At 44.2% G+C, this 21200-nt stretch carries 32 protein-coding genes and 1 pseudogene; 28 read left to right on the top strand and 5 right to left on the bottom strand.

What is annotated here, in order from left to right; all coding sequences use genetic code 11:
• The first annotated feature begins 31 nt into the window (after window positions 1-31).
• The 17 genes from A2048_04685 to A2048_04605 all read left to right on the top strand — a co-directional run bounded on the left by A2048_04685 (window position 32) and on the right by A2048_04605 (window position 10591).
• Entirely contained in the window at window positions 32-427 is a 396-nt protein-coding gene (locus tag A2048_04685) for a 30S ribosomal protein S8 (GenBank protein OGP09740.1), read from the top strand.
• A gap of 17 nt (window positions 428-444) precedes the next feature.
• Entirely contained in the window at window positions 445-999 is a 555-nt protein-coding gene (locus tag A2048_04680; protein ID OGP09739.1) for a 50S ribosomal protein L6, read from the top strand.
• A gap of 2 nt (window positions 1000-1001) precedes the next feature.
• Complete coding sequence (locus A2048_04675; protein ID OGP09738.1) at window positions 1002-1349, top strand: 50S ribosomal protein L18; 348 nt, start codon at window positions 1002-1004, stop codon at window positions 1347-1349.
• Between the two features lie 18 nt (window positions 1350-1367).
• On the top strand, window positions 1368-1880 hold the full coding sequence (locus A2048_04670) for a 30S ribosomal protein S5 (GenBank protein ID OGP09737.1): 513 nt from the start codon (window positions 1368-1370) through the stop codon (window positions 1878-1880).
• Complete coding sequence (locus A2048_04665; GenBank protein OGP09736.1) at window positions 1877-2059, top strand: 50S ribosomal protein L30; 183 nt, start codon at window positions 1877-1879, stop codon at window positions 2057-2059. Before A2048_04670 ends, A2048_04665 begins: the two co-directional genes overlap by 4 nt.
• Window positions 2060-2069: 10 nt before the next feature.
• A complete protein-coding gene (locus A2048_04660) occupies window positions 2070-2516 on the top strand; it encodes a 50S ribosomal protein L15 (GenBank protein ID OGP09735.1) in 447 nt (148 codons plus the stop codon).
• A 12-nt stretch (window positions 2517-2528) separates the two neighbouring features.
• On the top strand, window positions 2529-3836 hold the full coding sequence (locus A2048_04655) for a preprotein translocase subunit SecY (protein OGP09734.1): 1308 nt from the start codon (window positions 2529-2531) through the stop codon (window positions 3834-3836).
• A complete protein-coding gene (locus tag A2048_04650) occupies window positions 3833-4480 on the top strand; it encodes an adenylate kinase (protein ID OGP09733.1) in 648 nt (215 codons plus the stop codon). Before A2048_04655 ends, A2048_04650 begins: the two co-directional genes overlap by 4 nt.
• Window positions 4481-5230 carry a type I methionyl aminopeptidase gene (locus A2048_04645; GenBank protein OGP09732.1) on the top strand — a complete coding sequence of 250 codons (750 nt, stop codon included), beginning with the start codon at window positions 4481-4483 and terminating at the stop codon, window positions 5228-5230.
• Window positions 5231-5293: 63 nt separating this feature from the next.
• Complete coding sequence (locus tag A2048_04640) at window positions 5294-5512, top strand: translation initiation factor IF-1 (GenBank protein OGP09731.1); 219 nt, start codon at window positions 5294-5296, stop codon at window positions 5510-5512.
• A gap of 286 nt (window positions 5513-5798) precedes the next feature.
• Entirely contained in the window at window positions 5799-6182 is a 384-nt protein-coding gene (locus A2048_04635; GenBank protein ID OGP09730.1) for a 30S ribosomal protein S13, read from the top strand.
• Window positions 6183-6320: 138 nt separating this feature from the next.
• The gene (locus A2048_04630) at window positions 6321-6665 is read left to right on the top strand and encodes a 30S ribosomal protein S11 (protein ID OGP09756.1); all 345 of its coding nucleotides are present in this window, start codon (window positions 6321-6323) and stop codon (window positions 6663-6665) included.
• Window positions 6666-6672: 7 nt separating this feature from the next.
• Window positions 6673-7302, top strand: coding sequence for a 30S ribosomal protein S4 (locus A2048_04625; GenBank protein ID OGP09729.1), 630 nt, complete (start codon window positions 6673-6675; stop codon window positions 7300-7302).
• A 21-nt stretch (window positions 7303-7323) separates the two neighbouring features.
• On the top strand, window positions 7324-8346 hold the full coding sequence (locus tag A2048_04620) for a DNA-directed RNA polymerase subunit alpha (GenBank protein ID OGP09728.1): 1023 nt from the start codon (window positions 7324-7326) through the stop codon (window positions 8344-8346).
• A gap of 216 nt (window positions 8347-8562) precedes the next feature.
• Window positions 8563-9009: a 50S ribosomal protein L17 gene (locus A2048_04615; protein OGP09727.1), complete on the top strand. Its 447-nt coding sequence runs from the start codon at window positions 8563-8565 to the stop codon at window positions 9007-9009.
• 92 nt (window positions 9010-9101) lie between these two features.
• Entirely contained in the window at window positions 9102-10157 is a 1056-nt protein-coding gene (locus A2048_04610; GenBank protein ID OGP09726.1) for a hypothetical protein, read from the top strand.
• Between the two features lie 59 nt (window positions 10158-10216).
• On the top strand, window positions 10217-10591 hold the full coding sequence (locus A2048_04605) for a hypothetical protein (protein ID OGP09725.1): 375 nt from the start codon (window positions 10217-10219) through the stop codon (window positions 10589-10591).
• A gap of 99 nt (window positions 10592-10690) precedes the next feature.
• Here the strand turns inward: A2048_04605 and A2048_04600 are convergent, their stop codons facing one another.
• A complete protein-coding gene (locus A2048_04600) occupies window positions 10691-11308 on the bottom strand; it encodes a tRNA (guanosine(46)-N7)-methyltransferase TrmB (GenBank protein OGP09724.1) in 618 nt (205 codons plus the stop codon).
• A 103-nt stretch (window positions 11309-11411) separates the two neighbouring features.
• Between A2048_04600 and A2048_04595 the strand changes: the two genes are divergently transcribed.
• The gene (locus A2048_04595; protein ID OGP09755.1) at window positions 11412-12299 is read left to right on the top strand and encodes a site-specific tyrosine recombinase XerD; all 888 of its coding nucleotides are present in this window, start codon (window positions 11412-11414) and stop codon (window positions 12297-12299) included.
• 11 nt (window positions 12300-12310) lie between these two features.
• Here A2048_04595 and A2048_04590 read toward each other — a convergent pair whose 3' ends face one another.
• Both A2048_04590 and A2048_04585 read right to left on the bottom strand, forming a co-directional pair.
• Window positions 12311-12589: a hypothetical protein gene (locus A2048_04590; protein ID OGP09723.1), complete on the bottom strand. Its 279-nt coding sequence runs from the start codon at window positions 12587-12589 to the stop codon at window positions 12311-12313.
• Window positions 12590-12780: 191 nt separating this feature from the next.
• Window positions 12781-13473, bottom strand: coding sequence for a hypothetical protein (locus tag A2048_04585; protein OGP09722.1), 693 nt, complete (start codon window positions 13471-13473; stop codon window positions 12781-12783).
• 185 nt (window positions 13474-13658) lie between these two features.
• Here A2048_04585 and A2048_04580 point away from each other — a divergent pair, with 185 nt between their 5' ends.
• From A2048_04580 to A2048_04535, 10 genes are all read left to right on the top strand, one after another.
• Complete coding sequence (locus A2048_04580; GenBank protein OGP09721.1) at window positions 13659-14210, top strand: hypothetical protein; 552 nt, start codon at window positions 13659-13661, stop codon at window positions 14208-14210.
• A 50-nt stretch (window positions 14211-14260) separates the two neighbouring features.
• Window positions 14261-14731 (top strand): hypothetical protein, encoded by a 471-nt coding sequence (locus tag A2048_04575; GenBank protein OGP09720.1) that lies wholly within the window; start codon window positions 14261-14263, stop codon window positions 14729-14731.
• Entirely contained in the window at window positions 14728-15456 is a 729-nt protein-coding gene (locus A2048_04570; GenBank protein ID OGP09719.1) for a 23S rRNA (guanosine(2251)-2'-O)-methyltransferase RlmB, read from the top strand. Before A2048_04575 ends, A2048_04570 begins: the two co-directional genes overlap by 4 nt.
• A 75-nt stretch (window positions 15457-15531) precedes the next feature.
• Entirely contained in the window at window positions 15532-16860 is a 1329-nt protein-coding gene (locus A2048_04565) for a signal recognition particle protein (GenBank protein ID OGP09718.1), read from the top strand.
• Window positions 16861-16945: 85 nt separating this feature from the next.
• Window positions 16946-17203, top strand: a complete 258-nt coding sequence (locus tag A2048_04560) for a 30S ribosomal protein S16 (protein ID OGP09717.1) — start codon at window positions 16946-16948, stop codon at window positions 17201-17203.
• 198 nt (window positions 17204-17401) lie between these two features.
• Window positions 17402-17632 (top strand): RNA-binding protein, encoded by a 231-nt coding sequence (locus A2048_04555; GenBank protein ID OGP09716.1) that lies wholly within the window; start codon window positions 17402-17404, stop codon window positions 17630-17632.
• Between the two features lie 122 nt (window positions 17633-17754).
• The gene (locus A2048_04550; GenBank protein OGP09715.1) at window positions 17755-18282 is read left to right on the top strand and encodes a 16S rRNA processing protein RimM; all 528 of its coding nucleotides are present in this window, start codon (window positions 17755-17757) and stop codon (window positions 18280-18282) included.
• Window positions 18283-19518, top strand: a complete 1236-nt coding sequence (locus A2048_04545) for a tRNA (guanosine(37)-N1)-methyltransferase TrmD (GenBank protein OGP09714.1) — start codon at window positions 18283-18285, stop codon at window positions 19516-19518.
• Window positions 19519-19533: 15 nt separating this feature from the next.
• Window positions 19534-19959 (top strand): 50S ribosomal protein L19, encoded by a 426-nt coding sequence (locus tag A2048_04540; GenBank protein ID OGP09713.1) that lies wholly within the window; start codon window positions 19534-19536, stop codon window positions 19957-19959.
• A complete protein-coding gene (locus A2048_04535; protein ID OGP09712.1) occupies window positions 19934-20575 on the top strand; it encodes a ribonuclease HII in 642 nt (213 codons plus the stop codon). Before A2048_04540 ends, A2048_04535 begins: the two co-directional genes overlap by 26 nt.
• 20 nt (window positions 20576-20595) lie before the next feature.
• On the opposite strand, the gene A2048_04530 is transcribed toward A2048_04535, so the two are convergent.
• Window positions 20596-20808, bottom strand: a complete 213-nt coding sequence (locus A2048_04530) for a hypothetical protein (GenBank protein ID OGP09711.1) — start codon at window positions 20806-20808, stop codon at window positions 20596-20598.
• 7 nt (window positions 20809-20815) lie between these two features.
• A pseudogene (locus A2048_04525) lies at window positions 20816-21200 on the bottom strand (hypothetical protein).

The following is a 21200-nucleotide window of genomic DNA, read 5'->3' as shown; positions in this document are numbered from 1 at the left end:
CCAGCTGGTAGTTTTTATTTGAGGAATTTTTATGACCACTGATCCCATTGCAGATTTATTGACCCGAATTCGGAACGGCTTAAAGGCACGCCATGCTTCCGTCAAAATACCTTCTTCAAAAGTGAAAGAAGAAATTTTGAAAATTTTTAAACAAGAAGGCTTTATCAGTAGCTATGTAAAAGAAGAGGTTGCTCCCCAGGCCCAATTAACGGTTTTTTTAAAATACGACTTAAATAAAAAATCGACCATTCGCAAAATGAATCGGGTGTCCAGATCAGGTCGTCGTATTTATCGTGGTTATCGGGATATTAAGCCCTTGCTTAAAGGCAGTGGAGTGCAGGTGCTTTCAACGCCCAAGGGTATTATTTCTGATCGAGAAGCTCGTCATTCAAAGATTGGTGGCGAAGTGTTGTGTCAAATTTGGTGATGTAAGAAAGGGTATGTATGTCACGTACAGGTAAAAAACCAGTCGTTCTTCCGGACAAGGTCAAGGCAAAAGTGGCCCAAAATAATTGTCATGTTGAAGGCCCCTTGGGGAAGCTGGATTTAAATTTTGAATCTTTTGTTACAGTGGAAGCCACTGACAAGCATCTTGTGATAAAGCGCAAAGATGACAGTGGTGAGGCCAGACGGGCCCATGGTTTGTATCGTGCCCTTATTCAAAACATGGTCAAAGGTGTTTCGGAAGGGTTTAAGAGAAATTTGCAAATTGAAGGAGTGGGATTTCGTGCGGATGTTGCAGGGCAAATCCTGAATCTGACTTTGGGTTTTTCCCATCCCATTAATTTTGCCATTCCTGCAGGAATAAAGATTGCCGTTGATAAGCAGACCAAACTCAGTGTTACGGGATGTAACCGTGATCTTGTAGGGCAGGTCGCTGCCAATATTCGCGCCCTTCGTCCTCCTGAACCATACAAGGGTAAGGGAATTCGTTATGAAGATGAAGTGATTGTGCGTAAACAGGGTAAGGCGGCTGCCGGAGCTGGAGGTGGAAAATAATTATGTCACTAAGTAAACTTGAAATGAGGGGTAAAAGAAAGAGACGTATTCGCAAGAAAATTTCAGGGACTCCTGAATGCCCACGCCTTTCCATCTATAAAAGTCTTAAGTATGTTTATGCCCAGATCGTTGATGATATTAGCGGAAAGACTTTGGCTTTCGCCCATTCGATGGAAAATAAAAAGGGTGGAAGCAATAAGCAGGCAGCCAGTCAGGTAGGAGCTCTTATTGCCCAAAAGGCAAAAAGCTTAAACATTCAAAAGGTGGCCTTTGACCGTAATGGCTATTTGTATCATGGGGTTGTTCAAAGTTTGGCTGAAGCGGCCCGCAAAGAAGGATTAAAATTTTAATAAGAGGGTTTTTTACACATGTCAGAACAATTACAGAAAGTTATTGATAGCCCCGAAGGTGAACAAAATCTTGTCACCGACAGAGTTGTACACATAAGCCGCGTGGCCAAAGTGGTGAAGGGCGGACGTCGTTTCAGTTTTTCAGCATTGGTTGTTTCAGGCGATGGCAAGGGAAAGGTCGGTTATGGTTTAGGTAAGGCGGCAGAAGTTCCTGAAGCCATTAAAAAAGCTTCCCAAAGGGCTCGCAAACAAATGATTGTGGTGGCTTTGGAAGGTAAAAGTATTCCTCACGATGTTTTAGGACGTTTTGGGGCTGCCAAGGTTTTGCTTCGTTCAGCCAAGCCCGGTACCGGTGTTATTGCCGGAGGCGTGGTACGTGCCATTGTTGAAACAGCGGGGATACACGATATTTTATCCAAGTGTTTGGGAACGCGAAATCCGCACAATGTTCTGAAGGCCACTTTCGAAGGCTTACAAAGTTTGAGATCGTTGCGTAAAAGGACGGAAGTTGTTGCAGGAGAAACCCTATGAGCCAAAATAAAAAAATGAAAATCAAGTTGGTTCATAGTGTTGCCGGTTGCAATGTGAGACAAAGACAAACAGTAAAAGGTTTGGGTTTAACCAAAATAAACCAGGTGAAAGAAATTCAGGATACACCTGCATTAAGAGGAATGGTACGTAAGGTCGTGCATCTGGTTTCGGTTTTGTGAGGACAAATTTATGTTGTTGAATCAATTAAGGGCACCTAAAGGTGCCGTCAAAGGAAAGAAAAGACGTGGCCGCGGAGAATCTTCCGGTTTGGGTAAAACATCTGGGCGTGGACACAAGGGGCAAAAGGCTCGTGCGGGTGGTTTTCATAAAACAGGTTTTGAAGGGGGACAAATGCCACTTCAACGCCGTATTCCCAAAAGAGGGTTCCGTCCTTTGAGTCGCATAGAATATGCTGTTGTGAATGTAGGGCAATTGGCCAAGTTTACCGCCAATGCCCAGGTGGATGGCCAAGCTTTGCTTGATGCGGGGTTGGTTCATTCCAAGCAAGATGCCAAAGCGATTAAAATTTTGGGTGAAGGCGAATTAAAGGTCAGTCTTGTAGTAAAAGCGCATCGTTTTTCTGAGTCGGCTCGCCAAAAGATTGAAAAAGCCGGTGGACAAGCAGTTCAAGCATAAAGGGGGTACATAGTGTCTGAAGGGGGCTTTAGCGGAGTTGCCAAAATTCCAGAGCTGCGTAAAAAGCTTATTTTTACGGTGTTGATGTTGGCCATTTATCGGTTAGGGGTTTTTATCCCGACTCCCGGTATTAATGTAGAAGCCTTAAAGAAATTTTTTGCACAAGGATCGTTCTTTGACATTTTTAATTTATTTTCCGGTGGCGCCCTTGACCAGTTTTCCGTTTTTGCCCTGGGGATTATGCCCTATATTAGTGCTTCCATTATTTTGCAGCTTTTGGCTGTTTCGATACCCAGCCTTCAAAAGCTTCAAAAAGAAGGCGAATATGGGCGTAAAAAAATCACCCAGTATACGCGTTACGGAACGGTGTTTCTTTCCCTGATCCAGGGTTTTGGCATCAGTTATGGCTTGGAACAGCAGCAGGTTTTGTTGCCCGGTGTTGGGGGGATTGGTTTTTATATAACCACCATGCTCACATTGGCGGCAGGAACCTCGTTTATCATGTGGTTGGGGGAACAAATATCGGAACGGGGTGTCGGTAACGGCATTTCGCTGATCATCTTTTCAGGGATTGTTACCCGAATCCCCGGTAGTTTTCGGGATGCCTGGAGCACCAAAGAACAGTTCGCCGGCCTTTTGGGTTTTTTGTTTTTACTGGTTTTTATTTTTGCGGTGATTGCGGTGATTATCTTCTTTGAACGGAGCCAACGACGCATCCCCATCCAATATGCCAAAAGGGTGATCGGACGTAAAATGTATGGGGGACAGAGCACGCATTTACCCTTGAAGCTCAACATGGCTGGAGTGATACCACCCATCTTTGCTTCTTCCCTTATTTTGTTTCCGGCAACCATCGTTCAATTTTGGAAGGATGAAAGACTCCAGACGATGGCCAGTTTTCTGACCCAGGGGTGGTTTCACGATGTCCTGTATGTGGGGCTTATCATCTTTTTTACTTATTTTTATACAGCGGTCACTTTTAACCCCATGGATGTGTCTGAAAATTTGAAAAAGAACGGTGGCTATATTCCGGGAATTAGGCCAGGAAAGTCCACTTCTGATTTTATTGACCGCATTTTAAGTCGTCTTACGTTGGGTGGGGCTTTGTACATGGCTGGGATTTGTATCCTTCCCAGTCTGATGATCAGTCAATTTGGTATTCCGGCAACTCTTGCTTCAACCTTTGGTGGTACTTCGTTGTTGATTGTAGTGGGTGTGGCCATGGATACAGTGGCCCAAATGGAATCGTACCTACTCACACGAAGTTACGAAGGTTTCTTGGGCGGACGGGCTGGAAAATTCAGAGGGAGACGTGTTTGAGACTTGTACTTCTAGGGCCGCCTGGATCAGGAAAAGGGACACAATCTCTTTTCTTGCATGAAAAGATCAAGGTGCCCTCAATATCCACGGGGGATATTTTTCGGGAAGCATGCCGAAATAAAACCCTGTTGGGTATGAAGGTGGCCGAGTTCATGGCTTCGGGCCAACTGGTTCCCGATGATGTGGTCCTTGAAATTATCGAAGATCGGCTGTCGCAAAGGGATTGTCAGCAAGGTTATATTCTGGATGGCTTTCCACGAACTGAGGTTCAAGCCAAGGTTTTTGACAAGAAACTCAAAAATAGGCGTGAGTTCCTGGATTATGTCTTGAATTTTGAGGTAGATGATGCCGATTTGGTTGTTCGGCTATCAGGCCGAAGGCAGTGTAGTCGGTGTGGGGCTGGTTACCATGCCAGTTTTGCTCCTCCCTCAACGGAAGGAGTTTGTGACCGCTGTGGGGCGAAACTTTTTCAGCGTGAGGACGATAAAGAGGAAACAATTCGGCGTCGGCTAAAAATATACAAAGAGCAGACAAAACCCCTGATTCAATATTACAAGCAAAAAGGGATATTGAAAAATATTAAGGGGCAGGGTGAAGCCAAGGAAGTTTTTGACCTTATCTCCAAGGAGATTGGAATTTATTGAATGATTATTTTGAAGTCCAAGGACGAGATTAATAAGATGGAAAAGGCCAACCAGATTGTGGCCCATGTTCTTTCAAAACTAAGTGAAGTGGTGGCTCCCGGAATAACCACCAATGATTTGGACAGAATTGCCGAAGAACTCATCCGTAAAAAAGGGGGAATTCCCACTTTTATCGGGTATCGCGGTTATCCAAAGTCATTGTGTCTATCGGTGAATGAGGAAGTGGTTCATGGAATCCCTGGTAAAAAAGTCCTCAAAGAAGGGGATATTGTCGGGATCGATTGTGGGGTGACCTATGATGGTTTTGTAGGGGATTCTGCCCTAACAGTGGGTGTGGGAACTGTGAGTGAGGAAGCGAAGAATCTCATGAGGGTGACCGAGGAAAGTCTTCAAAAAGCCATTACCCAAGTGGTAGAAGGAAACAGGGTTGGCGATATCGGTTTTGCAGTTCAAAGCCATGCCGAGAAAAACGGTTATTCTGTTGTTCGTGATTTTATTGGGCATGGAATTGGTCGTCAAATGCATGAAGAACCCCAAGTGCCCAATTATGGAGTCAAGGGCACGGGGCCACGTATTAAAGTGGGAATGGTTTTAGCCATAGAACCCATGGTGAACATGGGGACGCACGAAGTGGAAGTATTAGCCGACGGTTGGACCGTGGTGACCAAGGATAAAAAATGGTCGGCTCATTTTGAACACTCCATAGCCTGTACCGATACAGGGCCGGTGGTGTTAAGCAGAAGGAATTGATTGATGTTGTCCATGTAGGGACAATCCTAGGATTGTCCCTACCAGACGTTTGGTAAGCGATAAATGGCCAAAGAAGATGCAATAGAAGTTGAAGGAACAGTGCTTGAACCATTGCCCAATGCCATGTTCCGTGTGGAGCTTGAAAATGGGCATAAAGTGTTGGCCCATATTTCAGGTAAAATGCGCATGCATTTTATCAAAATTTTACCGGGGGATAAGGTTAAAGTTGAATTATCTCCCTATGATTTAACACGTGGACGAATTACTTACAGGTCCAAGTGATGAAAAATTGAGTTGTGGTTTATGGGTTCTGGGTTGGCAGTCTTGACTGTCCGTCTCATAACTCATAACTCATAACTCATAACTTAAATGAAAGTACGTTCTTCAGTTAAAAAAATTTGTGACAAATGCAAGATTGTGCGCCGTGTTGGACGCATCCGTGTTATTTGTTCAAACAAAAGACATAATCAGAGACAAGGGTAATTTGGGTGCGGTCATAAACCGTTTATTAAAAGACAATTCCAGAATTGTCTTGATACCTGGGTAACCAACAGAAAGAGGAAAGAAAATGCCAAGAATAGCAGGAGTTGATATTCCGCCACGTAAAAGAATAGAAGTGGCTCTTACCTATATTTATGGAATTGGTAATACCCGTTCTTCTTCCATTTTGGATGAAACAGGTATTTCCGGTGATTTGCGAGCCGAGCAATTAACTGACGACCAAATAGCCAAAATAAGGGCGGTTATTGATGCAAAATATGTTGTTGAAGGAAATTTGCGTCGTGACGTTGCCATGAACATCAAGCGACTGATTGATCTTGGTTCTTATCGTGGGTCACGGCACAAGAAGGGGCTTCCCGCTCGCGGGCAACGGACGAAAACCAATTCACGAACCAGAAAAGGTCCCCGTAAAACTGTGGCCGGAAAAAAGAAGGCCCCGTCACCGAAATAATTTGGAGAACTATCATTTATGGCAACCAAACAGAATTTACCTACCATTAGCGCTGAACCGACCGCCAAAAAAGGCGGAAAGGCAGCTGCTGGTGCAGAAGATAAAAAAGGTTACAAGAAAAAGAAAAGCAAAAAGAATGTGTCCCAAGGAATTGCACACATTCAGGCTTCTTTTAATAACACCATCATTACCATTACAGATGTCCAGGGGAATACCTTATCCTGGGGATCTGCCGGGATGAGCGGTTTTAAGGGGTCAAGAAAATCCACTCCATTTGCGGCTCAGATAGCTGCCGATGATGCCGCCAGAAAGGCCAGTGAACATGGCTTGAAATCGGTTGTGGCTTATATTAAAGGCCCTGGGGCTGGGCGTGAATCAGCTTTGCGTGCCATTGGGGCTGCAGGGATTCGCATTACCAAAATCCAGGATATTACTCCAATTCCTCATAATGGGTGCCGGCCACCTAAAAAGAGAAGGGTATAATTTATTTATGGCTCGATATAATAATTCAGTGTGTCGTCTTTGTCGTCGTGAAGGTTTAAAGCTCTTTTTAAAAGGTGATCGTTGTTTCACCGAAAAGTGTGCCATTGAGCGTCGCGAGTATGCTCCAGGCCAACACGGGCAAATGCGTAAAACAAAACCTTCGGAGTTTGGTGTTCAATTGCGCGAAAAGCAGAAAATTCGACAGTACTATGGTATTTTGGAACGCCAATTTGCACGTATTTTCACGAAGGCGGAACGTCTTAAAGGAATGGCCGGGGATAACCTGATCAAACTTTTGGAGTCCCGTCTTGATAACATGGTTTATCGTCTTGGTTTTGCCAATTCACGACGTGAAGCACGTCTGCTTATCACCCAGAGCCATTTCTTGGTGAACGGCAAAAAACTGACCATTCCTTCGGCTTACGTAAAGCCCGGGGATGTTGTTTCAGTGAAGGACAAAAGCAAGCAGGTAGCTCGTATTGTGGGAGCTTTGGAAGCCAGCGAACGTCGTGGCATTCCTGAGTGGTTGGAAATTGATCGCGAAAAAGTTTCTGGCACCATCAAGGCCATTCCTGAACGTATTCAAATTACACAACCCATGAATGAGAACCTTGTTGTTGAGTATTATTCAAAATAATCACCCTTTTGGAGGAACCCCATGACCCTTAATTATAAAAACTGGAGAAGTTTGATTCGCCCCAAATCCCTGGAGCTGGAAAAAGAAACACATACAGCCAACTATGGCAAGTTTGAAGCAAAACCCCTCGAACGTGGTTTTGGTTTGACTTTGGGTAATAGTTTAAGACGTATTCTTCTTTCATCATTGCAAGGCGCCGCCATTGTTTCTGTCAAAATTGATGGCGTCATGCACGAATTTTCGACTCTGCCCGGTGTTAAAGAAGACATCACCAACATTATTCTGAATTTAAAAGAATTAAAGCTGAAGCTTTTACACGGTGAATCAGCCACCATGACCCTGGAAGCAAAAACAGCCGGTCAGGTTTATGCCAGAGATATCAATACCGGAGGGGCCGTTGAAATTTTAAATCCGGATCATCTTATTGCCACCCTGGGAGAAGATGGAAAACTGGTCATGGAACTTCAGGTAAAACTGGGAAAAGGATATTGCTTGGCTGAAGACAACAAGACGGCAGAGGCTCCTGTGGGAACCATTTTTGTTGATTCCAGTTTTTCACCCATTGAACGGGTCAACTATAATGTGACCAACGCCCGTGTGGGTCAAAACACTGACTTTGACTGTTTAATTTTGGAAGTGTGGAACAATGGTTCCGTTCTTCCGGAAGATGCCGTGGCCTTTGCAGCGAAAATTTTGAAGGAACAACTTCAAATTTTCATCAATTTTGAAGAAGGTCAGGAACCCGTTGAAATTGAACTGCCCCAAGAAGAAGACACACTCAACGAAAACCTGAATCGTCGTGTGGAGGAACTTGAGCTTTCAGTTCGTTCCGCCAATTGTCTTCAAAATGCCAATATCAAATATATCGGTGAGTTGGTTCAGAAAAGTGAAATGGAAATGCTTAAAACCAAGAATTTTGGACGCAAATCCTTAAATGAGATCAAGGAAATTTTAAGCGAAATGGGTTTGGGACTGGGTTTGAAGATTGATGGTTGGTTTCCACCCACTGAAGAGCCAAAGCCATCGACGGAAGAGGTTGTTTGATCCTTCGACTCAAACTTTAGCCCCTTGGGGCCGAAATAAAAAAACGGATCAACTCAGGATGAAACTCGGGGGCTTGCTCCCGAGTTGTTCATATTTTCATTATGTTTTTTTGTCATCTGGCATGATGAGTGCCTAAGATGACATGTCTGGAGACACGTTATGAGACATCGGGTTGCAGGAAGAAAATTAGGACGTACCACAGAACATCGTTGGGCCATGTTTCGCAATATGGCTGCAGCAATCGTTCAACATGAAAGAATTGAAACGACGCTGCACAAGGCCAAGGAAATGAGGGGTTTTGCAGACCATCTTATTACTTTGGGCAAAAAAGGCACTTTGGCGGCTCGTCGCGATGCTTTTAATCTGGTTCGTTCCAAAGACCTGGTCAGAAAAATATTTGCTGATTTGGCTCCCCGTTTCAAAGATCGTGCCGGTGGTTATACGCGTGTTTTAAAGCTTGGATTCAGGCATGGAGATTCTGCTCCCATGGCCATTATTGAGTATGTTGAAGGATTGGCCAGCAATACCGACAAACAGGGAGAGGCTTCTCAAGGCAAGGTTGAAGCTAAAAAGAAACCCGTAAAAGCGACAAAGGCGCCTAAAACTGAAAAAGCCAAGGAATCCAAGGTGGCCAAAAAAGAAGAAAAGAAAACAAAAAAGTAGGGGCAAATTTGACCGGTCACCGAGCGTAGTCGAGGTGGCCCCTTCGACTCCGCTCAGGGACCAGCGAGCAATTAACGCCCAAACATCATTTCTTGAACCCTTTTAACGAAAGATCAATTCTCTATTTTTTTCTACTCCTTTTAGGGGCTGCTTTTTTTATTCTCTTAAAACCATTTCTTATTGCTCTTTCTCTGGCCGCCATTCTGTGCATCCTGTTTTATTCCATTTATGAAAATTTTTTTCTGAGGTTTTTGAAGAAGCCTTATCTTGCCTCCTTTTTTTGTACCTTTACCATTTTTCTTCTTTTGGTTTTCCCGAGTGGAGTTGTGATCGCCCTTTTGACAAACCAGGTCATTCATGTTGTTGCCGATTTAAATGCCCAGGGTTTTTTGGACAGGCTTACCCATGTTGAGTTTTATGCAAATCATATACGCCCCTATCTGGAGTTTGTTCAAGCCAAGCTGGGCCTGGAAATAGATGCAAATCAGATTCTAAAGCAGATTGGGGTTAAATCAGCCGAGTCTATTTACAATTTTTCTCCCAAGGTTTTAAGCCGTACAGCCACTTTTGCTTTTAGTTTTTTTGTGATGCACTTAAGCGTGTTTTTCTTGTTTATCGAAGGAAAAAAATTGTTCCAGATTTTTCTGGATATCGCCCCCTTGGCTGAACGCTATGAACGAAGGCTGGCTCTTGAATGTAAAAACATGATCCATGCCACAGTGTGGGGGTACTTGCTTACGGCATTGGTTCAGGCCTTGCTTGCCTGGGCCTGTTTTGCCTTTGTCGGTTTAAACGCCTCGCTTATTTTTGCGGTTCTTACCTTTTTTATGTCGATGGTGCCCATTGTGGGAGCGACCTCTGTCTGGCTTCCCATGGGTGTCTGGTTTCTGATTCAGGGGGATACGCATAATGGCTTGATTGTCCTTGTTTATGGGGCTTTGATTATTTCAGGAATTGATAATATTTTAAAACCTCTCATCATGCGCGGCAAAGTTCAAATCCCCATCCTTCTCATTTTCTTTTCACTGATTGGAGGCATGGCCCTCTTTGGCCCCATCGGCATTCTTTTTGGCCCCGTCATTACGGCCTTATTTTTGGCCTGTATCCGCATTTATCGTGAAGAATTTGTTTTAAGGGGTCATAAGTAACCATTTCTTTTAAGATTCCCATTGGACAAGCCATCGGCTTTTTGCCACAATGTTTTTCTATGTCCCACCATATTCTCATAGCTGATGATGATAGAGATTTTACCAGTGTTTTAAGGGAGTTATTGGAAGGTTTTGGCTACAAAGTCACCTGTGCCCATGACGGAGTGGTGGCCTATGAACTAGCCCAAAAAATCAAACCAAATTTGATTATCTTGGATTGGAAGATGCCCTCGGGAAAAGGATCGGCTGTTCTTGAGATGCTCCGGGAAAAGCAGCTGACCAAAGAGATACCCGTCATTATTCTCAGTGGAGCTTCTGAGCCGGGAATGGATGCATGGGCCAAAAGTTTGGGGGTCAAGGCTCGGTTTCAAAAACCCTACGAAGCCCAGAAACTTTTAGGGGCGGTCAAAAATATTTTGGATCCCGCCAACTAGTACTTCGACAATTTAATAATGATCTTTTAAGATCATTATTAAATTGCTCAGCACTAGTCCTGAGCAAATTAGTAGAATAAATATTAATTTGTCGAAGGACTAGATTTTTTCATATTTCAAAAAATAATTCGTTCTTCCCAACTTCTTCCATTTGTTTTCAAAATAAGATTCAGACAGTTCTTCTATGCGTTGCGAGAAGGTTTCCGGATGCATTGTGTTTTTAAACCCGGAAATTTTTGTCATATTTTCCAGAACCCAATCGATATAATTTTTGTCATCACTGGCCATGATTAAATGGCCTCTCTTTTTAAGGTGAAAAGAAAGAAGGGTGATGAACTCCACACTCAACAACCGGCGAAAGGCATGACGCCCCTTGGGCCAAGGGTCTGGAAAAAGCACCATGATGGTTTCAAAACTTCCTTCTTCTTTAAAATAAAAAGGGAGCACAATGCGTGCATTCCCACCAAAAAGGAGAATATTATTGAGCCCTCGTTTAGGAATACGCTCCTTTAATTTGTAAAAACGTTTTTTCCCTATTTCAATGGCGACAAATCTTTTGGTGGGATTACTTTTGGCCAGTCCAAACAGGACATCCCCACGTCCAGGTCCGATTTCCAAAACATCCCCTTTAAAACGTGTTTCATTTTCCGGGAAGAGAAGGATCTTTTTTGTACTTTCAAACTGAAATGGAAATTCTTTGTGGTTCATGGTTTGCATGGTAGGGGCGATTCATGAATCGCCCTTACACTCTTACAATTCTGTTGCTCCCATCTTTTTCAAGCTGCATAATTCTTCCATGCCTGCTAGTTCCCCTCCCATTTTGGATAGTGCCATTGACCGTTTTTTGCAATTCATCCTTGTGGAAAAGGGTTTGGCCAAAAAAACCCTTGAGGCTTACGGAAGCGATCTGGCTTTGTTTCATGCCTTTGTCATCAAGAAAAAAATAAGGGATTTGGCTTCTATCACCACCGAAGATATTGTCACTTTTTTAATGCATCGCAAGAATGGCGGGGCCAAATCACGAACCCTGGCACGTAATCTGGTGGTGCTGCGTTCTTTTTTCAGTTTTTGTTATGCAGAAAATTTATTGTCCCATGATTTGACTTCACTCTTAGATCTTCCCAAAATTTTGCCCAAGTTACCCCATGCTTTATCTGGGCTCGATGTGGAAAAATTGCTTTCGGCTCCTGCTACAAATACTTTGCATGGGTTGCGTGACAAAGCCATGCTCGAACTTCTCTATGCGGCGGGTTTGCGGGTTTCTGAATTAGTGGGATTAAAACTCAATCAGCTTCACATGCAGTCGGGCTATGTCCTGGCTTTTGGAAAAGGGTCCAAAGAGCGGGTGGTTCCCGTAGGCCAGTCGGCTTTAAAAGCCTTGGATGTCTACTTGAAAGAAGGAAGATCCCGTCTTTTGGGAAAGCGTTTAAGCTCGTATGTTTTTGTGACTCATCGTGGGCAAAATATGACCCGCCAAATGTTTTGGACGCATATCAAAAAATACGGTCGGGCTTGTGGAATCAAAACAGAAATTAGTCCCCATGTGCTTCGGCATTCTTTTGCGACTCATTTGTTGGATGGGGGGGCTGATTTGCGATCACTACAGGTGATGCTTGGGCATGCCGATATTTCAACAACCCAGATTTATACGCATGTAAGTAGAAAAAAATTGATTGAAGTGCACGAAAAATTTCATCCCCGGGGTTAGAAACCCTAGGGTTAGAAACCCAATTCTAAAAATCCACCCACCCCATCTGACGAATAAACAGAAAAACGGACATTTTCGCTTAGCTTCACATTGCTGGTATTTTGATAAATATTGTTCATCCCTGTTTGCAGGGCGACAATGGAATCCGTAACGTCTGTGTTGACCGTTGTTTCGTCTTGCGTGTCCTTGGAAGGTTGATTTTTGCTTTTATCCTTGGCCCAAGCCGTATTGAAGCTAAGGCAAAAGAGGATGAAAAAAAGGACGGTTACTGACGTGATGCGTTGTTTCATAAACATCTCCTCCTTATTTAAAGTGCAGTAAGCATGCCACTTAAGAAGATCTTTTTATGACCTAACCATTTGATTTCTTATCATGTTGCAAAGAAGGAAAAAAGAGGCTTTGTGAGAAAAATACACAACACCTCATAAATGAGAAAAAAACGGGGAGGGGCCTACCTAAATATATATAAAATAAAGTTCTTTTATGTTGTGCGTTGAAAACCGGTGGCGACCAAATACACTTCATCAGAGGTGTTGCGAGTGGCTTCGGGAATATAGGTCTCTCTATTTTTGAAGTATTTTTTCATTTCGTTTTTAAGCGGCCCCATTGACGGTCCGGGGAAAATTTTAACCACCAACCCGCCCCCTTTTTTGAGAACTTCTTTGGAAAATTGAAACGCTTTTTCCACCAATTCAAGTGAGGCTTCCTGGTCTTTAAAAGCAATGCCCGAAAGATTGGGGCTCATGTCTGAAAGCACCCAGTGGGCCGCTCCTCCAAGGGTTGTTTTGATTTTTTTCCGGTTTTCCTCCTCGAGAAAATTGCCCTGGATGAAAAAAACATTGTCTCCTGGTTGGTAGTGGAGGGGAAGAAGATCGATGCCGATGATGTGTGGATGTGTGGATGTGCCGGTGTGCGGATGTGCGGGGGTGTGGATGTGCGGAGGTGCCGATGTCGTAGGGGCGCTGCTTGCTGCGCCCTTATTTGATACCAATAATTTCTCTTCCGCCACTTGCATCCAACTCCCCGGGGCACAGCCTAGATCAACGATTTTAATTCCGGGCTTGAAGATCTTGAATCTTTCATCCATTTCCAAAAGTTTGTAGGCCGATCGGGCGGCATAACCTTCTTTTTTGGCTTTTTGATAAAAATGGTCTTTTCGATCGTATTGACTCATGGTGTTAAAACTGAGGTCTATAGTCCGATTTATGGACGGTACGAGTCTCCATTTCGAACTCTTCTAAAATACCTTCCAGACGGAGTCAATAAAAAACTTAAATATTTCAATTAGTTATAATTTAATACACTTGGCCTTAACTGGCATGCCCTTTGCTTTATTTAGAGAGAAAGAGGGAGCTATTTATGACAGTTGAAAATAAGCCAAGTCCTACAGCACTCGGTACCACGATTGCTGATCAAAGTGTTAATACTGAGAATCCCCAAGTAAAAGCAGGGTTGGATCATCGAGGAGAAGCCTTAACTTCCCTGGCAGGCTTACCCCTTGAGGCTGTTGCTTCATTTTTAGAAGATACTGTTGATTATCTTGGATTCATTCAGAGAGGGGGCGTGTCCAAAGAAGAAAGCTGTCAAGCTGAACGTCAGGCCACTTATGTGCAAGCTTGCCGTAATTTTGGTGATGCCAATACTGAAGATGCCACAGATAGAATTTGCCGTGAACAGGGTGGTGTAAGTTCATGTCATCCTATACCGGAGGAATGTAACGATATGGGGGCGATGGCCAGAATTTTGTGTGATGTTTTAGAAAGAGCCGCTTCTTTAGGCCATAGAGAGCATCTTCCCCAAAAGTTAGTTGCAGCTCTCACTAATATTAATGGTCGCAATGATGAAATTTTTAATTTAAAGTTTATGTCGGAAGTGGAGGATCAACCACCCACGAGAACGGTTCTAGGTTAACAAAATTCCCTTTGCCTAAAAATAAGTAAATGGTGTAACAAGCCCTTTCTATGACTTCTATCAAACCTCCCCTAGGTTCTACTTCTATAGGTCCCCAAAGTACTCAAAGTGTCCCTTCCAATAAGCAAGCAGATGCCCTTTCCACGCTGCAAAAGGCGGCGCAAGAGGCCGGAGTCAAGCTTCCTCAAGGCATCATGGACCCCAAGGCCATTGCGGAGGCCATTGACCGCTTTAAGAAGATGAGGGACCGGTTGAAGACCCCTTTCTTTTCAGGAACAGCCGGGCTTTTTACGGGGGAAGTGGTTTTCCCTGAAGGGTTGCTTGATCCGAGCGATCCTTCTAACGACTCAAAATATCTTCATCTCATCTGCACTCTTTTTGGTTTGAAAGAACTCGAAAAAATATTTTCCAGCCAAGAACAACAAAAGGAAAAAGAAGAGCAGGAAGAAGAAGAAGCTTTGGTCAAAAAAGTCTTGGGAAAAAAGAAACCCAATGGCAAACCTCTCAAAAAAAATAAATGACCGAATATCTCTACGGACATCATTCAGTGATTGAATGCATGAGGGCAGGGCGTCGAAAAATCCATGAAATTTTTCTGGTTGATCCTGACAAAAATCCCGAAATTGTTTCTCTGGCACGTTCGCAAAAAATTCCATTAAAACACGTTGAAAAACATTTCATCGAAAAACAGGTGAGGGATTTCAAACATCAGGGCATTGCTGCAAAGGTTGATTCTTATTCCTATGTCGATTTTGATGATCTGGATTTTGAAAAAACTCCTTCTTTTATTATTGCCTGTGACTCAATGACCGATCCCCAAAATTTTGGGGCCCTTTGTCGCAGTGCTTATTGTTTTGGTGTGGAGGCCATCCTTCTTCCCAAGGACAGGTCTGTTGAAGTAACTCCCGCTGTGGTGGCGACTTCGGCCGGGGCCTGTGAACATTTAAAGATAAGCCGTGTGGTTAATCTGGTCCGTTCCTTGGAAAGTTTAAAAGAAAAAGGCTATTGGATTTTTGCTGCCGATCAAAAGGCCAAAAACAAACTGGAGCATTTAAAGACCTATGACAAGGTGGTTGTTGTCGCCGGAAGTGAAGGGGAGGGGTTGCGTCCCTTGGTTTCCAAATGCTGTGACGATTCATTTTCAATCCCGATGAAGGGAAATTTTGATTCTCTAAATGTGGCCCAGGCCATGACCATTGTCTGCTATGAACTCTCAAAAAGAGGCCCCAGCCCCTTAAAGAATTGACCTTGACATGGACCCCTTTCTTCAATAATCATCCCGCCCTTGGCTTACACCCGTAGGGAGGCCATTTTTAACCCCATGCTGGATACGCTAGGCTCAAAATTTTCAAATGTATTCAATAAGTTAAGGGGGTATGGGAAGTTAACGGAGGCCAATTTAGACCAGGCCCTTCGCGAGGTTCGGTTGGCCCTTTTAGAGGCTGATGTGCATGTGGGGGTGGCCAAATCGTTCCTTGAAAACGTAAAGCAAAAGGTTTTGGGGCAAAAAGTTCTTGAGAATTTAAACCCCTATCAACAATTCCTCAATATTATTCATGAAGAGTTGATTGTTGTTTTGGGAGGAGTTCAAGAGCCCCTTTCTTTTTCAGGAAAATCCCCCCATGTTCTCATGATGGTGGGGTTGCAAGGCTCAGGAAAGACCACATCGGCGGCAAAGCTTGCCTTGTTCTTGAAAAAGAAGGGCCGTAACCCCTATCTGATTCCGGCCGATATTAATCGGCCTGCAGCCATTGATCAGCTCATTGTTTTGGCCGAAAAGGTGGGAATTCCTTGTTTTCAGGCCAAGGGCTATGGGGATGTCCTTTCGTTGGTTAAAGAGGGTTTGGCCCAAGCCCAAAAAAACCACCACGATATTGTATTAGTGGATACAGCCGGCCGATTGCAAATTGATACGGCGCTCATGGGTGAGTTAAAAAAACTGCATGAGTCGTTTGAAAATAAAAAAGTTTTGTTTGTGGCCGATGCCATGACGGGCCAGGAAGCCGTCAAGGTGGCCAAAAGTTTTGATGATCTTTTAAAAATTGATGGAGTTATCTTAACCAAGCTGGATGGGGATGCACGGGGTGGGGCGGTATTTTCAATCCGTTATGTTCTGGGGTGCCCGGTTTATTTTGCGGGTATTGGGGAAAAGGTGGAAGATTTTGAACCTTTTTATCCCGACCGGCTCGCTTCAAAATTATTGGATCGTGGCGATTTGTTGAGTTTGGTTGAAAAAGCCAAAGGGATTATTGATGAAAACCAGGCGTTGGAATTTCAGAAGAAGCTCAAGATCAATGATTTTACCTTGGAAGATTTTAAATCGCAGTTAGGGCAAATGAAAAAGCTGGGTTCGCTTCAAAGTTTGGTAGGTTATTTGCCTGGAATGAAGCGGTTGGGGGGTAAGGTCGATTTCAATCAAGCTGAACATCAGCTTAAGGTGAAAGAAGCTATTCTTAATTCGATGACTGCCAAAGAAAGGCTTCGACCTGAAATCTTAAATGGAAGCCGCCGCCTTCGCATTGCCAAAGGCAGTGGGACGCATGTTTCCGATGTAAATCGGCTTCTGCAAGAGTTTACGCAAATGAAGAAGATGATGAAGATGGTCAAAAAGGGCGGGTTGGGTGGTTTGAAAAATTTAATGGGTTTGTAATAGTCGCTGGTCGCTTGTCTCTGGTTGCTGGTAAAATCTTACGAGCAACGAGCGACGAGCCAACGAGCGACGCTAAGGAGAAAATATGGCTGTTGTTATTCGTTTAGCCAGGCACGGAAAAAAGAAGCATCCTTTCTACCGTGTGGTGGCTGCTGATCAAAACTTTCCCCGAGATGGGCGTTTCTTGGAAGTGTTGGGTACCTATAATCCTAAGCACCCCCAAGCCAAGGGCACCATTAATAAGGAAAGGTTGCAACATTGGATTTCCCATGGGGCCAAGCCAAGTGCTTTAGTCAAGCAATTGGTTGACCGCACTTTGGGCGATGAGAACAAGGCGGCTTAAGGGTCTTGACCCAAAAGCCTCGGCTTTAAAGCCTTGTTTGATCTTTGTTTTGATTGATGTTATCTTTTTTTTAAAATTGTGAGAGCTTTTCGGCTCTTTTAAATTATGGGACCATACAAGACGTGCATTAGGTTGGAGCTTTGTCGTAAGCAATAAAACTCACCTTGTGCGACTTAAAATAACTGTAGGAGGTTTAATATGAAACAACTCGTTGAAATGATTGCGAAGGCCTTGGTTGATAAACCCGATGAAGTGGAAGTTACAGAAATTGAAGGAGAACAGACCACTGTCATTGAATTGAAAGTGGCCAAGGACGATTTGGGCAAGATCATTGGTAAACAGGGAAGGACCGCCCGTTCCATGCGAACCATTATTGGTGCAGCCAGCACAAAAATGCGCAAACGTGCCATCCTTGAAATTATCGAATAGTTGTTTTTTTTAACTGTTCGTGTTCTTAAAAATACCCCCATCTTGATGGGGGTATTTTTTTTGTGTAGAGGGGCGATTCGTGCCTGCCTGCCTTGGGCAGGAATCGCCCTTACGTGAATATTATGTCCCAGGACCAACTTATCTCTATTGGTGAAATTTACCGCGAACATGGGGTGCATGGGGATGTGAAGGTTTATGTTTACAATCCCGATTCCCAGGTTCTAAAAAAAGGGGGCCAGCTTCAAATTACAAAAGAAAACGGCGATTCATTTACAAGTAAAATCCTGCAAATCAAGCCGCTTCAAAAATGGTTTTTGGTTTCTTTTGACGGCATTGACACGATGGAGAAGGCGCAAAGTTTAAGAAAAGCCTCTCTTCAAGTGGAATCGGCGCAGTTATCCCGTCCCAAAAAAGGGGAGTACTATTTTTTTGACCTGGTGGGGTTTGAAGTGGTCACCCCTGCAAAAAAGATTTTGGGAAAACTAAAAGGAATGACTCATGGAGGAGGGCAGGGCGTGTTTATTTTGGAAACAGACAGTGGAAAAGAAATGCTTGTGCCCATTGTAAGCGGGTGGATTTGCAAGGTTGAAAAGGAAAACAAGATTCTTGTCATCGATATTCCCGAAGGGCTTGAGGAGATTAATACCTAAATGGATTTTCATATTTTGACATTAATTCCGGAAATCTTGAAACCCTACTTTAATGAAAGTATTTTGGGTCGTGCGCAGAAGGAAGGGGGCATTCGCATTTTTTGCCATCAGCTGCGTGATTATGCTGCCAATAAACACCAGTCGGTGGATGATCGCCCCTATGGCGGTGGAGCGGGGATGGTGTTCAAGCCCGATGTCGTTGTGCCGGCTGTTCGTGACATCAAGGCCAAGCATGGTGTTGAACATGTCATTTATCTTTCGCCCAAGGGAGCCAAGTTCAATCATCAAAAAGCAAAAGAATTAAGTAAATACAAATCCATTTTACTTTTGTGCGGACGTTATGAAGGGATAGACGAGCGCGTCCTTGATCTGGTGGTGGATGAAGAAATTTCCATAGGAGACTACGTTATTACCGGAGGGGAGTTGGCGGCCCAGGTGGTGGTGGATGCCGTCAGCCGGTTTGTGCCGCAGGTGATAGGAAATGAAGAAGCTCCTAAAAATGAAAGTTTTGCGGATGGTTTTTTGGAGCACCCCCACTACACACGTCCGGCTGAATATGAAGGATTAAAAGTGCCCGAGGTTCTTCAAAAGGGGGATCACAAGGCCATCGGAAAATGGAGACAACAGCAATCTGAAGAAATAACAAAGGAGCGTAGGCCGGATCTGTTCCGCCCCCACGTATGCCCCGTTTATATGGCTCTTGTGCACCATCCTGTCGTGAATAAAAACGGGGAGCTGGTGACCACGTCCATCACCAATTTTGATATTCACGACTTGTGCCGCACTTCAAAAACTTACGGCATAGAAAAATGTTTCATGATTACGCCCGTGGAAGCCCAACAAGGTATGGTGCGGTATATCAAAAATTATTGGATGGAAGGTTTTGGCGCTACTTATAATGAAACCCGAAAAGAGGCCTTGGACGAGGTGGAAGTAGCTGCCAGTATTGAAGAAACCTGTTTGACAATAGAAAAAAACCATGGTAGTCGCCCTCTCCTTGTTGCGACATCGGCAAGGCCTCAAAAAAAGACCATTTCTTTCAATGAGTTACAGGCTCTGATGCGGTCGGGGAAAAAGCCTGTTTTAGTTTTGTTTGGAACGGGGTATGGGCTGGCCACAGAGGCATTAGATCAGGCCCAATACCTGTTGGAACCCATCAAGGGTTCCGGAAATTTTAATCATTTGCCCGTTAGGGCGGCCGTTGCTATCATCATGGACCGTCTTTTGGGGAGATAGAATCGAGAGGTTTTTATGAGTATTGACATTCAATGGCTAGCCCAAAAATTCACCAAAAACATTACTTCGTTTCGCAGTGGGGATCATGTTCGTGTACACGTCAAGATTAAAGAAGGTGAAAAAGAACGTATCCAGATTTTTGAAGGAACGGTCATCAAATTTTATCATGCCAGTGTCAGTTCCACTTTTACTGTAAGAAAGGTTTCTTATGGTGTTGGTGTTGAAAGAGTTTTTCCTCTTTATTCCCCCATTATCCAGAAAATAGAACTTGTTCAGTCAGGCCGGGTCCGTCGGGCCAAACTTTATTATTTGCGTGAACGTTTTGGTCGCCAGGCCAAGATTACCGCTTTGGATAAAGAAATGAACAAACTTGAAGCAGGTGCCGTTGTACAACAGCCAGAACCACAAAAAGCAGATGCAGCAGCCCAAGCTACTGCATGAATCTCCGCTTGATAAGCTCTATTGGGAGCGCACTTACTGGACCAAGGGTTATTGTCATGTAGCCGGTGTTGATGAAGCCGGGCGTGGTTGTTGGGCCGGGCCCGTCGTGGCGGCGGCTGTCATTTTCAATTCGAATACCTATCTTCCTGAAATAAACGATTCCAAAAAATTAAAGGCAGAAATAAGGGACAAACTCTACGATGTTATTTTGTCTTCAGCGGTTAGTTTTGCTGTGGGTATCGTATCCAATCAGGTGATTGATCAAATCAATATTTTGCAGGCTTCCCTTGTGGCGATGGGAGATGCCGTTAGCGGGCTTAAAATAAAACCTGATTTTATTTTGGTGGATGGGAACCATGGTTTAAGCATGAATATTCCCAACAAACCCTTGATAAAAGGGGATGCCCTTTCAATGACGATTGGAGCGGCTTCCATTGTTGCCAAGGTGACTCGTGATCGTTTGATGCAACAAGTGCAAAAAGAATTTCCCCAGTTTTCCTTTGGAATCCACAAAGGCTATGGCACCAGGGCCCACCAGGAAGAACTCAAAAAATACGGCCCCACTTCTTGTCATCGGATGACGTTTAAACCCCTTAAGGAAATGGGATCTGTTTGACGAATTTCCCTTGCCCCCTCTTATAATAAGAGGGGGTTGGGGGGAGTTAATCCCCTCTTAAAAAAATCTCCCCGCGGTATAAAACCGCGGGGTCCTATGGCCTCCGAGCTATTTGGTTTTTTGGGAAGCTTTTGATCCCCTACGCTCGTTGGCTTCGGGGACGCGCCTTGCCGGGTCAAGGCTTCTTGGATTGCCACGGAATCTTGGGTCCAGGGCTTGCCCTGGGGGTTCATACGTTGATTACATTCCATATCCTACATCACGCGTAATGGGGCTGCGTTTGCGTGTGTCTGGATTGAGGAAGTTGAAGTGATTGGGGAAATCGTAATAGTTGGTGTAACGCTGACGGTCTTCGTTGAAAATCTGGTAATTGATATAGGCCTTGCTGGTTTTGAGGTCTTCGGGATCGGGATCAAGGTTTTTATTTTCCAGCATGCCGGCGGCCACATATTGGCGCATGATGTCCGGGTCATCCAAACGGCCTTCTTCACAACCTGCTTCGGGACCCAAGTTGATCTGACCCTCTTCTGAAATTTCGGGTTCTAAAAGACATCCATGAAAGGTGAAATAAAGGGCCTGCCCACGGCCATCAGGTAATTCACGGGCAAACACGGGGGCCAATTGG

Source organism: Deltaproteobacteria bacterium GWA2_45_12 (genome assembly GCA_001797365.1).
Taxonomy (GTDB): domain Bacteria; phylum UBA10199; class UBA10199; order UBA10199; family UBA10199; genus UBA10199.
The sequence above is the reverse complement of the archived record's forward strand: the minus strand, read 5'-3'. Positions and strand labels throughout refer to the sequence as shown.

Coding starts and splice junctions, on each gene's coding strand:
- A2048_04615 (OGP09727.1), top strand. CDS start 8,563: ATGTTTCGCAATATGGCTGCAGCAATCGTTCAACATGAAAGAATTGAA.
- A2048_04565 (OGP09718.1), top strand. CDS start 15,532: ATGCTGGATACGCTAGGCTCAAAATTTTCAAATGTATTCAATAAGTTA.
- A2048_04640 (OGP09731.1), top strand. CDS start 5,294: ATGGCCAAAGAAGATGCAATAGAAGTTGAAGGAACAGTGCTTGAACCA.
- A2048_04530 (OGP09711.1), bottom strand. CDS start 20,808: ATGAACCCCCAGGGCAAGCCCTGGACCCAAGATTCCGTGGCAATCCAA.
- A2048_04645 (OGP09732.1), top strand. CDS start 4,481: ATGATTATTTTGAAGTCCAAGGACGAGATTAATAAGATGGAAAAGGCC.
- A2048_04590 (OGP09723.1), bottom strand. CDS start 12,589: ATGAAACAACGCATCACGTCAGTAACCGTCCTTTTTTTCATCCTCTTT.
- A2048_04580 (OGP09721.1), top strand. CDS start 13,659: ATGACAGTTGAAAATAAGCCAAGTCCTACAGCACTCGGTACCACGATT.
- A2048_04600 (OGP09724.1), bottom strand. CDS start 11,308: ATGCAAACCATGAACCACAAAGAATTTCCATTTCAGTTTGAAAGTACA.
- A2048_04575 (OGP09720.1), top strand. CDS start 14,261: ATGACTTCTATCAAACCTCCCCTAGGTTCTACTTCTATAGGTCCCCAA.
- A2048_04560 (OGP09717.1), top strand. CDS start 16,946: ATGGCTGTTGTTATTCGTTTAGCCAGGCACGGAAAAAAGAAGCATCCT.
- A2048_04680 (OGP09739.1), top strand. CDS start 445: ATGTCACGTACAGGTAAAAAACCAGTCGTTCTTCCGGACAAGGTCAAG.
- A2048_04660 (OGP09735.1), top strand. CDS start 2,070: ATGTTGTTGAATCAATTAAGGGCACCTAAAGGTGCCGTCAAAGGAAAG.
- A2048_04550 (OGP09715.1), top strand. CDS start 17,755: ATGTCCCAGGACCAACTTATCTCTATTGGTGAAATTTACCGCGAACAT.
- A2048_04625 (OGP09729.1), top strand. CDS start 6,673: ATGGCTCGATATAATAATTCAGTGTGTCGTCTTTGTCGTCGTGAAGGT.
- A2048_04665 (OGP09736.1), top strand. CDS start 1,877: ATGAGCCAAAATAAAAAAATGAAAATCAAGTTGGTTCATAGTGTTGCC.
- A2048_04555 (OGP09716.1), top strand. CDS start 17,402: ATGAAACAACTCGTTGAAATGATTGCGAAGGCCTTGGTTGATAAACCC.
- A2048_04570 (OGP09719.1), top strand. CDS start 14,728: ATGACCGAATATCTCTACGGACATCATTCAGTGATTGAATGCATGAGG.
- A2048_04585 (OGP09722.1), bottom strand. CDS start 13,473: ATGAGTCAATACGATCGAAAAGACCATTTTTATCAAAAAGCCAAAAAA.
- A2048_04675 (OGP09738.1), top strand. CDS start 1,002: ATGTCACTAAGTAAACTTGAAATGAGGGGTAAAAGAAAGAGACGTATT.
- A2048_04535 (OGP09712.1), top strand. CDS start 19,934: ATGCAGCAGCCCAAGCTACTGCATGAATCTCCGCTTGATAAGCTCTAT.
- A2048_04685 (OGP09740.1), top strand. CDS start 32: ATGACCACTGATCCCATTGCAGATTTATTGACCCGAATTCGGAACGGC.
- A2048_04620 (OGP09728.1), top strand. CDS start 7,324: ATGACCCTTAATTATAAAAACTGGAGAAGTTTGATTCGCCCCAAATCC.
- A2048_04605 (OGP09725.1), top strand. CDS start 10,217: ATGTCCCACCATATTCTCATAGCTGATGATGATAGAGATTTTACCAGT.
- A2048_04670 (OGP09737.1), top strand. CDS start 1,368: ATGTCAGAACAATTACAGAAAGTTATTGATAGCCCCGAAGGTGAACAA.
- A2048_04540 (OGP09713.1), top strand. CDS start 19,534: ATGAGTATTGACATTCAATGGCTAGCCCAAAAATTCACCAAAAACATT.
- A2048_04635 (OGP09730.1), top strand. CDS start 5,799: ATGCCAAGAATAGCAGGAGTTGATATTCCGCCACGTAAAAGAATAGAA.
- A2048_04545 (OGP09714.1), top strand. CDS start 18,283: ATGGATTTTCATATTTTGACATTAATTCCGGAAATCTTGAAACCCTAC.